The sequence below is a fragment of the Amycolatopsis sp. genome, from assembly GCF_025464955.1.
Taxonomy (GTDB): domain Bacteria; phylum Actinomycetota; class Actinomycetes; order Mycobacteriales; family Pseudonocardiaceae; genus Amycolatopsis.
In genome coordinates, this window is record NZ_JAODNM010000072.1 from 108,965 (window position 1) to 121,899 (window position 12,935).

Sequence of the window (12,935 nt, forward strand, 5' to 3'; positions counted from 1 at the left end):
TATGGACGGCACGACGTCACCCGGCCGGTCCTGAGTTTCCCGCAAGGCCGCTGCGGCGTTCGATCATCACGACGTCGCGCCACCGGCCGTGATGGGCGCCGAGGCGTTCGCGGATACCGACCCGGCGGAACCCGGCACGCTCATGCAGAACGGCACTGGCGGTGTTCTCGGGGAAGATCCCGCTCTGGATGGTCCAGATCCCGGCGGCTTCGGTCGACGCGATCAGCGCTTGCAGCAGCGCGAGTCCGACACCGCGTCCGCGTGCGGCAGGGTCGACGTACACGCTGTGTTCCACGACCCCGGCGTACACACACCGCGACGACGCTGGCGACACCGCGACCCACCCCGACACCCGGCCTGCCGGGTCGAGGGCAACGAGCCGGTGCTCCGCGGAATGGGCGGCATCCCAGGTTTCCCAGGATGGGGTGGTGGTCTCGAAGCTCGCGTCGCCACCGTCGAGCCCGGCCTGGTAGATCGCCAGCACCGCCGCGCCGTGCTCGGCGGTCATCGCCACCACCCGAGCGTCGGGCGTGGTGGCCCGGATGATCGCCGAGAACAGGTGGTCTTCGGCCGGACGGGTTGGGCGGACCTCGATCCCGGTGAACCCGGCGGCGGTCAGCAGGCACCGGTAGTCGGACTGGGTGAGCGCGCCGGCGAGGCATTCGACCTTTCCAGCGCGGTCGGCCCGCTCGGTGTCGGTGAGGGTGTCGGCGGCGAGGACGTCGGTGATCCCGATCCTCCCGCCCGGGCGCAGGACGCGGGCGATCTCGCCGAATACCGCAGCCTGGTCGGCGGACAACGCGATGACACAGTTGGAGATCACCACGTCCACCGATCCGTCGGGCAGCGGGATGTCCTCGATCCGCCCGGCCAGGAACTCGACGTTGGTGACCCCGGCCTGTGCGGCGTGGTCGCGAGCGAGAGTGACCATCTCCTCGGTCATGTCGAGCCCGATCGCTCGCCCGGACGGGCCGACTCGTCGAGCCGACAACAGGACGTCCAGGCCACCGCCGGAACCGAGGTCCAGCACCGTCTCGCCGGGGGCGAGGTCGGCGACCTCAACGGGGTTACCGCACCCCAGGCTCACCCCGACGACGGCGTCCGGCAGCTCTGTGGCGTCGGTGTCGTAGTGGGCCGGTCCGAACCGGGCGTGGTCATCGGGGTTGTTCGACAGGCCGGATCCACGTCCGGCCGCCAACGAGCGGGCGGCAGCGGCATACCGCCGGCGAACCTGCTCAGCGGGGTCAGGCGCTGTCACGACGTCGCCTGCCCGGTGGCGGCGAAGGTGGTGACAGATCGGCCCATGACGACGTCAGCGGCGCTCGGGAAGCAGTCGACGCAGCGCTGGTTGATCCGATACAACCGCGCCGTTCCGCGCGGTTCGACCAGAACGAATCGGGCCTCGGTCAGTACTTTCAGATGCGCCGACACCGTCGACTGCCCGACCGCCACCCGTTCCACGACCTGGCCGACGGACATCGCGTCACCGGATTCGGCGAGCAGGTTGAGGATCTGCACCCGGGTCGGGTCCGCGAGCGCACGGAACCACCCCGCATAGGTTTCGGCGAGTTGACGATCGAGCACAACGGAACTCCTTTCATCGTCAATCGACGATATACAATGAATGGGCCTTCCGGAACCCTTCAACGACTGACGGGAACCAGTTCGGCGAGCAGTGCACGCACTCGGCGGTCGATCTCGTCGCGGATGGGGCGGACGGCGTCGATCCCTTGCCCGGCCGGGTCGTCGAGCTGCCAGTCGAGGTAGCGCTTGCCGGGGAAGATCGGGCATGCGTCACCGCAGCCCATCGTGATCACCACATCAGCGGCCTGCACGGCCTCGGTGGTCAACGGCTTGGGGAACTCCTGAGACAGATCCTGGCCCAGTTCGGCCATCGCGGCGACGACGGCGGGGTTGATGGTGTCGGCCGGTGCGGATCCGGCGGAGCGGACGAGAACTCTCCCGTTGGCGTGGTGGTACAGCAGTGCGGCGGCCATCTGGGAGCGGCCGGCGTTGTGCACGCAGACGAACAGCACCTCGGGGGTGGTGGACACACGGTCTCCTTAGTTGGTAGCGAAGCGGCGCCGCAGCGCTAGGGACACATACACCAGCGCGACCAGCACCGGCACTTCGATCAGCGGGCCGACGACCCCGGCGAGCGCTTGGCCGCTGGTCGCGCCGAAGGTCGCGATCGCGACGGCGATCGCGAGTTCGAAGTTGTTGCCCGCCGCGGTGAACGCGAGGGTGGTGGTGCGTTCGTAGGACAGGCCGATGGTCTTGCCGAAAGCGTAGGACCCGGCCCACATGATCGCGAAGTACGCCAGCAGCGGCAGCGCGATCCGCACCACGCCCCACGGCCTGGTGGTGATCTGATCTCCTTGCAGGGCAAAGAGAATCACGATGGTGAAAAGTAGCCCGTAGAGCGCGGCGGGGCCGATCTTGGGGAGGAACTTCGTCTCGTACCACTGGCGGCCGTTGGCGTTCTCCCCGAACCGGCGGGTCAGGAATCCTGCCACCAAAGGGATTCCGAGGAAGATCAGGACACTTTTGGCGATCTGCCAGCCGGACACCGACAGGTCGGTCCGCGCCAGGCCGAGCCAGCCGGGCAGGACGGAGAGGTAGAACCAGCCGAACACGCCGAACATGACGACCTGGAACACCGAGTTCAGCGCAACCAGCACGGCGGCGGCCTCGCGGTCCCCGCAGGCGAGGTCGTTCCAGATGATCACCATCGCGATGCAGCGAGCCAGCCCGACGATGATCAACCCGGTCCGGTACTCCGGCAGGTCGGGCAGCAGCAGCCACGCCAGCGCGAACATCAGCGCCGGGCCGATGACCCAGTTCAGCGCCAACGAGGTCCACAAGAGTTTCTTGTCGCCGGTGACGCGGTCAAGCCGGTCGTAGCGGACTTTCGCCAGCACCGGGTACATCATGATCAGCAGGCCGACGGCGATCGGCAGGGAGATCCCGTCGACCGAGACCGCGTTGAGCGCGGTGCCGAGTCCTGGGATGCCGCGTCCGGCGAGCAGGCCGACGACCATGGCGGCGGCGATCCACACCGGCAGGAACCGGTCGAGAGTGGACGGCTTCGCGACCACACCACCGTCGGCCGGAGTGTTGTCCGTAGTGGTCACGCGGTCACCACACCGGATTCACCCGGAACCAGCACGGCGGACAGTCGGGCGAGGACTTCGGGGTGGACGCGGTAGTAGACCCAGGTGCCTCGGCGTTCGCCGTCGATGAGGCCGGCTTCGCGCAGCACTTTGAGGTGGTGGGAGATGGTCGGTCCGGTGACGTCGAAGGCGTCGGTCAGGTCGCACACGCAGGCCTCGCCGCCCTCGTGCGACGCGATGAGCGAGAGCAGGCGAAGCCGGACGGGGTCGGAGATCGCCTTGAAGGCGCGGGCGAGTTCCACGGCCTGCGGCGCGGACAAGGGTTCGCGGGCCAGCGGAGAGCAGCACGCGTCCATCGCGACCAGCGGCAGTTGCTTCGACATGCGTCTATATTGACAGGCTTCTATCCAGAGGGCAATCTGGTCGCAGGTCTTGCTTTGATACACATCTATCCAAGGGAGTTCTGCGATGTCCCGCGTTCAGCTCGCTCTCCGCGTCGGCGACCTCGAAGGGTCGATCGCCTTCTACTCGAAGCTGTTCAACACCGAACCGGCCAAGCTGCGGCCCGGCTACGCGAACTTCGCCATCGCCGAGCCCGCGCTGAAGCTCGTGCTGCTCGAAGGCGAACCCGGCCAGGCGACGGTGATGGATCACCTCGGTGTCGAGGTCGAGTCCACCGAACAGGTCGACGCCGCGTCGAAGCGGCTGACCGGCGAAGGCATGGAGACACTCTTGGAGAACGGCACAACGTGCTGCTATGCGCTGCAGGACAAGGTGTGGGTCCATGGTCCGGGCCAGGAGCCATGGGAGGTCTACACCGTCAAGGACGACTCCGCCTCGTTCGGCAAGGACAGCTCCGCACCAGTCACCGGCGCGGCCTGCTGCGCTTGAACCGAACGTTCCACATGAGTGCTCCCTGAGGTGGCGTTGCGGCCCGACGCACGGAGCGACTCGGGGGACGTTCAGTACACACCATTTGTGGCTCTTCGGTCGTATCCGTGGGCCATGACCATCGCAACTCGCCGTCGAGTTGCGATCCTTGTGCGCGCGGGTTGCGCGCGTGTGCAACGAGGGCACTTTTGGACAAGAGTCGCGTCGTTCTGGCGGTGCTGCCCCTGACTGCACTTTCGACAAGGCAGAGACGTCGTGAAGGCCTAGTTGAGTACGCCTTACGCCGTGAAGGTGGCCTTCACGACACGTCACAACGCCAGTGCGGAGGACGGCGTCGCGATGGCCTTGCCGCCTGTGCTGGACAATACTACCGAAGCAGCCGCCGCAGGATCTTCCCACTCGGCGACTTCGGGATCTCGGCCACGAACTCGACACTGCGCACCTTCTTGTATGGCGCGACCCGCTCGGCGAGCCAGGCCATCAGCAGGTCGGGGTCGATCGGCCGCTCGGCCACCACGAACGCCTTCGGCGCCTCCCCGCCCTCGGCGTGCGGAATGCCGACCACCGCGACATCGAGTACTTCGGGATGGGTGAGGAGCACAGATTCCAACTCGGCCGGAGCGACCTGGTAGCCCTTGTACTTGATCAACTCCTTGAGCCGGTCGACGATCCAGAAGATCCCGTCGGCGTCGACCCGCACGATGTCCCCGGTTCGCAACCAAGCGCCGTCGACGATGGTTTCGGTTGTCGCACCCGGATTGTCCAGATAACCGGCCATCACCTGGGGACCGCGGACCCACAGCTCGCCGGGTTCGCCCTCGGCCGATTCGGCACCGGTCTCCGGGTCCACCAGCCTGGCCTCCGTGGACGGGACGAGCCTGCCGACCGAACCCGCCGGAGCGGTGGTGAACTCGTCGTCCGGGACCAGGTGCGTACCGGGGCTCGCCTCGGTCATCCCGTAACCCTGCCGGATCGGACACCCAAGCCGCTTCTCGGCCCGTTCGGTCACGTCCACGTCGAGCGGGGCGGCCCCGCAGATTCCGAACCGCAGGGAGGACAGGTCATAGCCGCTCACGTCCTCGGCACCCGCCAGGCCCAGCACCATCGGCGGCGCCAGGTACGCCCGGGTGACCCGGTGGTCCTGCACCATCCGCAAGTAGCTGTCGAGGTCGTAACGCTCCAACGTGACGACCGTGGCGCCTGCCCGCAGCGCGGAGTTGAGGATGATGGTGAAGCCGTAGATGTGGAAGAACGGCAGCACCGCGGCCACCACCTCGTCCCGGCCGACCCGCCAGCCCGCCCGGTTCTGCTCCACATTGGCCACCAGGTTGCGATGGGTCAGCTGGACGCCCTTGGCCAAACCGGTCGTACCGCTGGAAAACGGCAGCGCGGCGATGGCGGTCCGCGGATCGAGCGTCAGGCGGGGCGCGGTTTCCCGGGACGCGACGAGTTCCGCGAACGGGCGGAAACCGGGAGCTTCGCCGAGCACGAATCGGTGCTCGATCCACGCCACATCGGCTGCTTCGGCAGCTTTGGCGGCGGCCTGTTCGGACGTGATGAGCACCGTGGCCTTCGCCGCGATCAGCTGTTTGACCAGCTCGCCGGTCGTCAGCACCGGGTTGATCGGGGTGATCGCCGCGCCAGCCGCAACAGCGGCGTAGACGGCCAAGGCGTACTGGGGCTGGTTGTGACTCATCAGGGCCACCACCTGGCCGGGGCCGACCCCGAGCCCGGCCAAGGCACCGGCCGCCGCGTCGACCCCGTCCGCCAGGTCGCGGTAGCTCACCCGCTCCCCCGACTTCGCGTCGACGAGCGCGGTCTTGTCGCCGTAGTCGCGGGCGTTGCCCAGCAGGTGCTCGGCCAGCAGTACGTCAGGGATGTCGACATCAGGTTCGGTGCTGCGATAGATCATGAGCACTCCTCGGTGAGTAACGTCAACGGTAGAAGCGGAACACCGGCTGGGCCACGCAGGCGGGCTTGCCGCCGTTTTCGATCTCTGCAGTGACGTCCGCGGTGATCTGCACCCCGTCCCCGCCGACCTGCTCGACCTTCGCCAACACCCCGGACAGCCGGATGCGGGACCCGGCGGGCACCGGCGCCGGGAACCGGACCTTGTTCAGCCCGTAGTTGACCTTTGTGGACACGTCCTCGACGTCGAGCAGCTCGGTCCACAAGGGAATCAGCAGCGACAGCGTCAGGTATCCGTGGGCGATCGGCCCGCCGAACGGACCGTCCTTCGCCCGTTCCGGGTCGACGTGGATCCACTGGTGGTCGCCGGTGGCGTCGGCGAAGAGGTTGATGCGCTCCTGCGTGACGTCGAGCCAGTCACCGGTCCCGAGGTCCGTGCCTTCCAGTCCGGGCAGCTCGTCGAAGGTCACCGTGATCATGATTTCTCCTTCCGGTCGAGCCCGAGGGCCCGGACCGCGTTGTCCTTGAGGATCTTCGGGCGGACGTGGTCTTTGATCTCGAGCTTGGCGAAGTCGGTCAGCCAGCGGTCCGGGGTGAGCAGGGGGTAGTCCGAGCCGAACAGCACCTTGTCCTGCAGCAACGTGTTCGCGTACTGGACGAGCTGCGGCGGGAAGTACTTCGGCGACCAGCCCGACAGGTCGATGTAGACCTTCGGCTTGTGGGTCGCCACCGCGAGCGCCTCGTCCTGCCAGGGGAACGACGGATGCGCCATGATGATGGTCAGATCCGGGAAGTCGACCGCGACGTCGTCGAGCAGCATCGGGTTGGACAGTCCCAGCCGGATCCCGCCCCCGCCGCGCATCCCCGCGCCGATCCCGGTCTGCCCGGTGTGGAACAGCGCCGGCACGCCCAGCTCCTGCGCGACTTCGAGCAGCGGATAGGCACTGCGGTCGTTGGGCGCGAAACCCTGGAGCGACGGGTGGAACTTGATCCCGCGCATCCCTCGTTCCTCGACCAGCGTCCGGAACGTCCGCGCCCCGGCGTGTCCCTTCGCCGGATCGACGCTGGCGAACGGGATCAACGCGTCCGAATGCTCGGCTGCCGCGTCGGCGATCTCCTCATTGGACAGTGCCGAGTGGCCGGTGGCGGACTCGGTGTCCACAGTGAACACGACCGCGGCCATCCGCCGCTCCCGGTAGTACGCCGCCGTTTCGGCCAGCGTCGGCGCCCGGTGCTCGGCCGCGAAGTACTTCGACGAGGCTTCGACGAACTCGTCGGGCAGCGACAGGTGACCGTGTCCGTCGACCTCGACGTGCGCGTGCACGTCGATGGCCGCCAACGCGTCGACGTCGAGACCGGTCATGACTTCGCCCCGGACGGCTCCGGCAGGTTCTCGCCCACGCTCTGCTCGTGCTCGGCGAAAATGGTCGGCCAGGCCTCGGCGATGGCGTCCGCGCTCCAGCCGCCGTCGGCGTAGGCGGCGACGGCCTGGGTCGGATGGGTCCACAGGCTCAACCGGTCGCCACCGATCCCGATCGCCTGCCCGGTGATGCCCTCGGCGGCGTCGGAAGCCAGGAAGGCGACCAGCCCGGCGGCGTCCTCCGGAGCGCCGAACCCCAGCGCGCGTCGCGCGAACGACGGCATCGGCTCACCCGCCCGCAGCGCCTCGACGTACGGCGCGAGCGCGGGGATCGTCGCGGTCATCCCGGTCGCGGCGACCGGGACCACCGCGTTCACGGTGACGTTCGCGCGGCCGAGCTCCATCGCCCACGTCCTGGCGAACCCGACGATGCCTGCCTTCGCCGCGGAGTAGTTGGTCTGCCCGAAATTGCCGCGCTGACCGGCCGGCGATCCGACCAGGATGAGCCTGCCGCCTTCGCCCTGTTCACGGAACCGCACCGCGGCCGCCCTGGCACAGGTGAACGTGCCTTTCAGATGGACAGCGATGACGGCGTCGAAATCCTCGTCGGTCATCTTCCACAGCACCTTGTCGCGCAGGAACCCCGCGTTGGTGACCATCACGTCGAGCCGGCCCCATTCGGCGACAGCTCGTCCGACGAGCGCGTCGGCGGCCTCGGCGGTCCCGACCGCGACGACCTCCGCCACCGCCTTGCCGCCTGCCTCGACGATCTCCTTGGCCGCGGCCTCCGCGACCGCCTTGTCCACGTCGTTCACCACGACCGCGGCACCCTCCCGGGCCAGCCGGTGGGCGTAGGCGAGGCCCAGCCCCCGCCCGCTCCCGGTCACGACCGCGACCTTCCCGTTCAAGTCCATCAGACGTCCTCTCGCCGGTGATCCACAAATAGACCATAAGTACAATGATTGTGGATGTCAACGATTGCGTTCATCCAGTATGCTGAGCCCGGAAGCCGCCCATCCGTCACCGAGGAGTCGTCATCAGCCGAGCGAAAGCCGCTGCCGCATCGGCCCAGAGATTCGAGCCGGTACCGCTGACCGACGGAGTCGGCTACCAGCTGGCCCGCGCCGGCGGCCGGTCCATCCGCGATCTCAACCGGGCCCTGCAGCCGTTCGGGATGCGGAGCCGGCACTACACCGTGCTGGTCATCTCCGCCGAGTCCACCGGCCGCTCACAACGAGGCCTCAGCGAGTTGCTGGGCATCGATCCCAGCGCGGTCGTCGCGATCGTCGACGACCTGGTGCGCGATGGGCTCGTCCAACGGGACCCCGACCCCGACGACCGCCGCGCCCGGCTCATCGTCGCCACCGACGCCGGCCGCGCGCGCGTCACCGAGGCCCGCGCGCTCGCCGATGCCGTCGACGACGAACTCATGTCCGAATTGGACCCGGCGGAACGGGAGCTCCTCGTCGATCTGCTCCGGCGCGTCACCCGGGAATGATCCGAACGGCTCAGCCGAGACGGCCGGTCAGCGGTTCGGGCGCCTTCACTCAGCCGTCGGCGTCGTTGCCCGTGCGGAGATCGCCGGGAATGAGTTCGAGGAGCTGGTCGCGGCGCAACGGCAGGTCGAGCAGGCTGAGCTTGATCCGGCTGCGGCTGGCGTGCTCGCCCGCGGCGAACCGGACAACCTGCGAGGCGTCCTCCCGCAGATACGCCGTCAGCACGCCGTCCGGCGCCAGCTGACCCGCCGAGGTGCCGTCGATGTCGACCTCCACCGGCGCGCTTTCCGCGGCCACGTGGATCGAGATCCGGTCCTCGGCCCCGAGGACCACCGCCCGGCTGATGCCCGCCATCGGCGCCACCGGGGTCACCACGACCACCGAAGCGGACGGGGACACCACCGGACCGCCTGCTGCGTAGTTGTACGCCGTCGACCCGCTCGGCGTGGACAGCACCAGCGCGTCACACTTGTAGTAACCGTACTGGAGGCCGTTGACGGTCAGATCGACCGAAACCGCGCCGGCCCGGCCCGTGCTCGCGAGCACGATGTCGTTGAACCCCACGGACTGCGACGGCGTCGCGCCTGCCCACTCGGCGTCAAGGCAGCTGTGCGCTTCGATGGTGAAGTCGCCGTCGATCAGCCGAGCCAGGGAGTCCTCGAGCGTCGCCGGGGTGACCTCGACGAGGAAGCCCAGGTTGCCGTGGTTGATGCCGAGCACCGGCACCGGACGGGCGATGACCAGCCGCATCGCGCCCAGCATGGTGCCATCCCCGCCGAGGGCGAGCAGCCCGCTCACCCTGGCGACGAACTCGTCGTCGGGCAGGGTTTCGACCTCCGGGGTGACCCGGTCGCGGTCCTGCTCCCTGGCAACGACCTGAACGGAATGGCTCGCCGCCCACGCGATGATCTTGGCCACGGAATCGTCCACCGGCTTGGTCGGATGGACGACCAGACCGAGGGCGGAAATCTCCGACTTACCGTCCGGGTTGTGCAGCTTCACCTGATCATCATAGGCAGCGCGGCGCCCCGGCCGGTATTCGCCGATGGCTGGATGCACACTGAAAAAACGGCGGTCTCCGGTGCACTTTCGCGGGCTGGAAGGTGCCATGCTGGACAGACGCCATCTGGACCATACGTGGCGGGCCGGCTACCGGCGACGAGCCAACCACTCGACGTCGTCGTAGGCCCGATCACGATGGGAGGCATCGCGTCATGGTCATGGACGCGACAAAGCCCGCGCCGCCGCGCGCGTACCCCACGGTGGACACCCGTTCGGCGCGCTTCGGCCTGCCCGCGGAGCTGTCGTGCCTGGTCGTCCGGGTCCAACCGGGCCGGGCGATGAGCGAAGCGGTGAGCGACCATCTCGCTCGCGGCTACGACATCGTCAACGTCGACGACGGCTGGGTGCTGCTGCGCAAGGTCGACGAACGGATAGCCCTGAGCACTCTCGACGCCGCGGCCAGTGCCTGCGGCTGGTAGTCGCCGTCGATTACGTTGATGCTGTTGATGCCCCCGTGAGCCCGTTGACGGCGTTCGCGGCGACGATGGCGGCGATCGCAAGCCATTCGGCCCAGCCCAGTGTCTGCTTCAGCACGACAAGACCGACCACGGCGGCCAGCACCGGGTTGACGCTCATGAAGATCCCGAAGAACTGGGCGCGGACGCGGCGCAGAGCAGCCACGTCGGTCAGGAACGGAACGGCCGACGACAGGATCCCCGCCACGGCGGCGCACACGAGCGCCGCCGCCGTCGGCGGATGCCGGACGAGCACGACGATCCCCACCGGGACGAACAGCAACGCGGACATCCCCGCTGCCGCGGCGGAGCCTTCGACACCCGGCAGCCGGCGTCCGATCACGCGGTTGAGCAGGATATAGGACGCCCAGCACACGGCGGCCAGCAAGCCCAGCCCGAGGCCGAGGTAGTCCGTCGACGGCTGCGGCCGCCCCAGCACGACGATGCCCGCGCCGGCGACCACCGCGCATACGACGTCCACCCGGCGACGCGACATCGCCAGCGCGACAGCCAGCGGCCCGAGGAACTCCAGTGTCACCGCGAGGCCGAGCCCCAGCCTGTCGACGGCCGTGTAGAGCGACAGGTTCATCGTGCCGAACACGAGCCCCAGCAGCAAAACCGGCCACCACTGCGCCCAGGTGAACGAGCGCACCCGGGGACGGCCGATGCTCAGCAGCACGATTCCGGCGACCCATTGGCGCACCGCCACCACCCCGGCCGGGCCGATCACGGGGAACGCCAACGATCCGACGGCCGCGCCGACCTGGTTGGACAGGCCGCTGCCGGTCATCATCGCGATCCCCACCCACCGCCGATGTCCGGCCGGGGCGCTGACGTACTGCTCCTGCGCTGTCGTCTGCATAGACCGAGGATGTGAGCCCGGCACGCTTTCGCAAAATGCATGACACGCGCGAGCTATACGCTTTGGTTATGACTCTCGAGCTACGCCAGTTGCGTTGCCTCGTCGCGATCGTCGACGCCGGCACCTTCACCGACGCCGCGATCGATCTCGGTATCTCGCAGGCAGCCGTGTCACGCACCCTGGCCGCACTGGAGACAGAACTGGGTGTCCGCCTGCTTCGACGCACTGCCCGGGAAGTCACGCTGACCGCGACCGGAGCACGCGTCCTCTCCCATGCCCGTCAGGTGCTGGCCGGCGCCGCCGAACTCGTCCGCGAAACGACCACCGGCCATACCCGGCTGCGCGTCGGGTACGCGTGGTCGGCGATGGGCCGCCACACGCTCGCCTTCCAACGCCGTTGGCCCGCCCTGCGCCCGGACACCGAACTGCACCTCGTCCGGACGAACTCCGCCACCGGCGGGCTCGCCGAAGGCGCGTGCGACGTCGCCGTCGTCCGCACCCCGCCCGACGAGCGGCGGTTCGACAGCGTCATCATCGGACTGGAGCGCCGTTTCTGCGCGATAGCCGCCGACGATGTCTGGGCGCGACGACGTTCCCTACGCCTGGCCGAGATCAGCGAGCGCACCCTCCTCGTCGACCGGCGCACGGGCACGACCACCACGGACCTGTGGCCACCGCAAGCCGTTCCAGCGGTGGAGTACACCAACGACATCGACGACTGGCTCGGCGTCATCGCGGCAGGCAACGCCATCGGTGTCACCGCTGAAGCCACCGTCGCCCAGTATCCGAGACCAGGCGTCGTCTACCGGCCGCTCCGCGACGCGCCACCCATCGCCGTCCGGCTCGCCTGGTGGCACGACGACCCACACCCCGCGACCCCCGCCGCCGTAGAGCTCCTCACCGCGCTTTACCGGGATACGTGAGCTGCGGTTCTGTTGGGTCGGTTCTGTTTTACAGCAGCAAGGACCGGGGCCAGGTGGGGATTCATGGCGGCTTCGAGGGCCGGTTGCTTTGTGCTGGTGGTGTTTTCGGGTGACTGAAAGGGACTTTCCTTGCAGTCAACGCACGGATAACACCGTTCGCACTTCGCCACTCACGTTAAGCAACCGGCCTTGTCCTCGTGGTGCATCAGTGAGTGACACGGCAAGCAGTTGCAGGAGACGAGCGGGCGCATTTTGTTGCTATGGCAGGCTTTCCGAATAACCGACGACTACGCCCCGCGATAGCGTGTATCACCTTAACGTGTTCCGAATGTACGTTCGATCCGTAGTAGAATAAAGGAGTGCCCGGCGTACCGACCACCCTCCCCGATCCCGCCGATATCCGGCGTGCCGATCCGGCGACGCTGGTCGACTACGCCCGGGCGATCACCCGGGAAATGAACCGGTACACCGCGCTGCTGGGGCTCGTGGTCACCAAAACCGAAACCGACGGCATCAAGGCCACCCATCAGTACACCTCCGCGGTGCAGTGGCTGATGCATACGACGGGGTTGTCCGAGCCTGCGGCGCGTCAGATCGTGGTCCGCGCCCGCGGCACCAACTCCTTGTACACCATCGACGGGACAGAGATCCCCGGTGTCGCACCGCTGACCGGTCTTGCGGCACTGGCCGGTGCTCTCACTCCTGCGCATGTGGACGTGATCGTGAAGACGATGACGGCGATGCCTGCGACGGTGTCGGAGGAGGATCGGGTGGCGGCGGAGAAAATCCTCGTCAACCTCGCCGTCCACGCGTCACCGGTCGAGGTGAAGAAAGCCGGCGACCGGATCCTCGACACCCTCGACCC

General features: G+C 68.0%; 16 protein-coding genes. 5 read left to right on the top strand and 11 right to left on the bottom strand.

What is annotated here, in order from left to right:
- Positions 1-16: 16 nt before the first annotated feature.
- The 5 genes from JWQ81_RS16480 to JWQ81_RS16500 are packed head-to-tail and all read right to left on the bottom strand — an operon-like array spanning position 17 to position 3,496.
- Positions 17-1,258 (bottom strand): GNAT family N-acetyltransferase, encoded by a 1,242-nt coding sequence (locus JWQ81_RS16480; RefSeq protein ID WP_297542354.1) that lies wholly within the window; start codon positions 1,256-1,258, stop codon positions 17-19.
- Positions 1,255-1,584, bottom strand: a complete 330-nt coding sequence (locus JWQ81_RS16485) for a metalloregulator ArsR/SmtB family transcription factor (RefSeq protein WP_297542356.1) — start codon at positions 1,582-1,584, stop codon at positions 1,255-1,257. Before JWQ81_RS16485 ends, JWQ81_RS16480 begins: the two co-directional genes overlap by 4 nt.
- 59 nt (positions 1,585-1,643) lie before the next feature.
- Positions 1,644-2,054: an arsenate reductase ArsC gene (locus tag JWQ81_RS16490; protein ID WP_297542358.1), complete on the bottom strand. Its 411-nt coding sequence runs from the start codon at positions 2,052-2,054 to the stop codon at positions 1,644-1,646.
- A 9-nt stretch (positions 2,055-2,063) separates the two neighbouring features.
- Positions 2,064-3,134, bottom strand: coding sequence for an ACR3 family arsenite efflux transporter (gene arsB, locus JWQ81_RS16495; protein WP_297542360.1), 1,071 nt, complete (start codon positions 3,132-3,134; stop codon positions 2,064-2,066).
- A complete protein-coding gene (locus JWQ81_RS16500) occupies positions 3,131-3,496 on the bottom strand; it encodes a metalloregulator ArsR/SmtB family transcription factor (protein ID WP_297542362.1) in 366 nt (121 codons plus the stop codon). The genes arsB and JWQ81_RS16500 overlap by 4 nt, the downstream gene beginning before the upstream one ends.
- 85 nt (positions 3,497-3,581) lie before the next feature.
- Here JWQ81_RS16500 and JWQ81_RS16505 point away from each other — a divergent pair, with 85 nt between their 5' ends.
- Positions 3,582-4,004, top strand: a complete 423-nt coding sequence (locus JWQ81_RS16505; protein WP_297542364.1) for an ArsI/CadI family heavy metal resistance metalloenzyme — start codon at positions 3,582-3,584, stop codon at positions 4,002-4,004.
- 367 nt (positions 4,005-4,371) lie between these two features.
- Here the strand turns inward: JWQ81_RS16505 and JWQ81_RS16510 are convergent, their stop codons facing one another.
- From JWQ81_RS16510 to JWQ81_RS16525, 4 genes are read right to left on the bottom strand one after another with little or no spacing between them, the layout of a single operon-like run.
- Positions 4,372-5,916, bottom strand: coding sequence for an AMP-binding protein (locus JWQ81_RS16510; RefSeq protein WP_297542366.1), 1,545 nt, complete (start codon positions 5,914-5,916; stop codon positions 4,372-4,374).
- A 22-nt stretch (positions 5,917-5,938) separates the two neighbouring features.
- Positions 5,939-6,391 (bottom strand): MaoC family dehydratase, encoded by a 453-nt coding sequence (locus JWQ81_RS16515; protein ID WP_297542368.1) that lies wholly within the window; start codon positions 6,389-6,391, stop codon positions 5,939-5,941.
- Positions 6,388-7,275 carry an amidohydrolase family protein gene (locus JWQ81_RS16520; RefSeq protein WP_297542370.1) on the bottom strand — a complete coding sequence of 296 codons (888 nt, stop codon included), beginning with the start codon at positions 7,273-7,275 and terminating at the stop codon, positions 6,388-6,390. The genes JWQ81_RS16515 and JWQ81_RS16520 overlap by 4 nt, the downstream gene beginning before the upstream one ends.
- Positions 7,272-8,186 (bottom strand): SDR family NAD(P)-dependent oxidoreductase, encoded by a 915-nt coding sequence (locus JWQ81_RS16525; RefSeq protein ID WP_297542372.1) that lies wholly within the window; start codon positions 8,184-8,186, stop codon positions 7,272-7,274. The genes JWQ81_RS16520 and JWQ81_RS16525 overlap by 4 nt, the downstream gene beginning before the upstream one ends.
- Positions 8,187-8,446: 260 nt before the next feature.
- On the opposite strand from JWQ81_RS16525, the gene JWQ81_RS16530 reads away from it, so the two are divergent.
- A complete protein-coding gene (locus JWQ81_RS16530; protein WP_297542374.1) occupies positions 8,447-8,770 on the top strand; it encodes a MarR family transcriptional regulator in 324 nt (107 codons plus the stop codon).
- 49 nt (positions 8,771-8,819) lie between these two features.
- Here JWQ81_RS16530 and JWQ81_RS16535 read toward each other — a convergent pair whose 3' ends face one another.
- On the bottom strand, positions 8,820-9,770 hold the full coding sequence (locus JWQ81_RS16535; protein WP_297542376.1) for an NAD(+)/NADH kinase: 951 nt from the start codon (positions 9,768-9,770) through the stop codon (positions 8,820-8,822).
- Positions 9,771-9,988: 218 nt separating this feature from the next.
- On the opposite strand from JWQ81_RS16535, the gene JWQ81_RS16540 reads away from it, so the two are divergent.
- The gene (locus JWQ81_RS16540) at positions 9,989-10,249 is read left to right on the top strand and encodes a hypothetical protein (RefSeq protein ID WP_297542378.1); all 261 of its coding nucleotides are present in this window, start codon (positions 9,989-9,991) and stop codon (positions 10,247-10,249) included.
- Between the two features lie 10 nt (positions 10,250-10,259).
- On the opposite strand, the gene JWQ81_RS16545 is transcribed toward JWQ81_RS16540, so the two are convergent.
- Positions 10,260-11,147, bottom strand: a complete 888-nt coding sequence (locus JWQ81_RS16545) for an EamA family transporter (RefSeq protein ID WP_297542380.1) — start codon at positions 11,145-11,147, stop codon at positions 10,260-10,262.
- Positions 11,148-11,215: 68 nt separating this feature from the next.
- Between JWQ81_RS16545 and JWQ81_RS16550 the strand changes: the two genes are divergently transcribed.
- Together JWQ81_RS16550 and JWQ81_RS16555 are read left to right on the top strand one after the other, a co-directional pair.
- Positions 11,216-12,070 carry a LysR family transcriptional regulator gene (locus JWQ81_RS16550; protein ID WP_297542382.1) on the top strand — a complete coding sequence of 285 codons (855 nt, stop codon included), beginning with the start codon at positions 11,216-11,218 and terminating at the stop codon, positions 12,068-12,070.
- Between the two features lie 359 nt (positions 12,071-12,429).
- Positions 12,430-12,935 (top strand): DUF222 domain-containing protein (locus tag JWQ81_RS16555; RefSeq protein ID WP_297542384.1); only part of this gene is annotated, 506 nt, incomplete at its 3' end.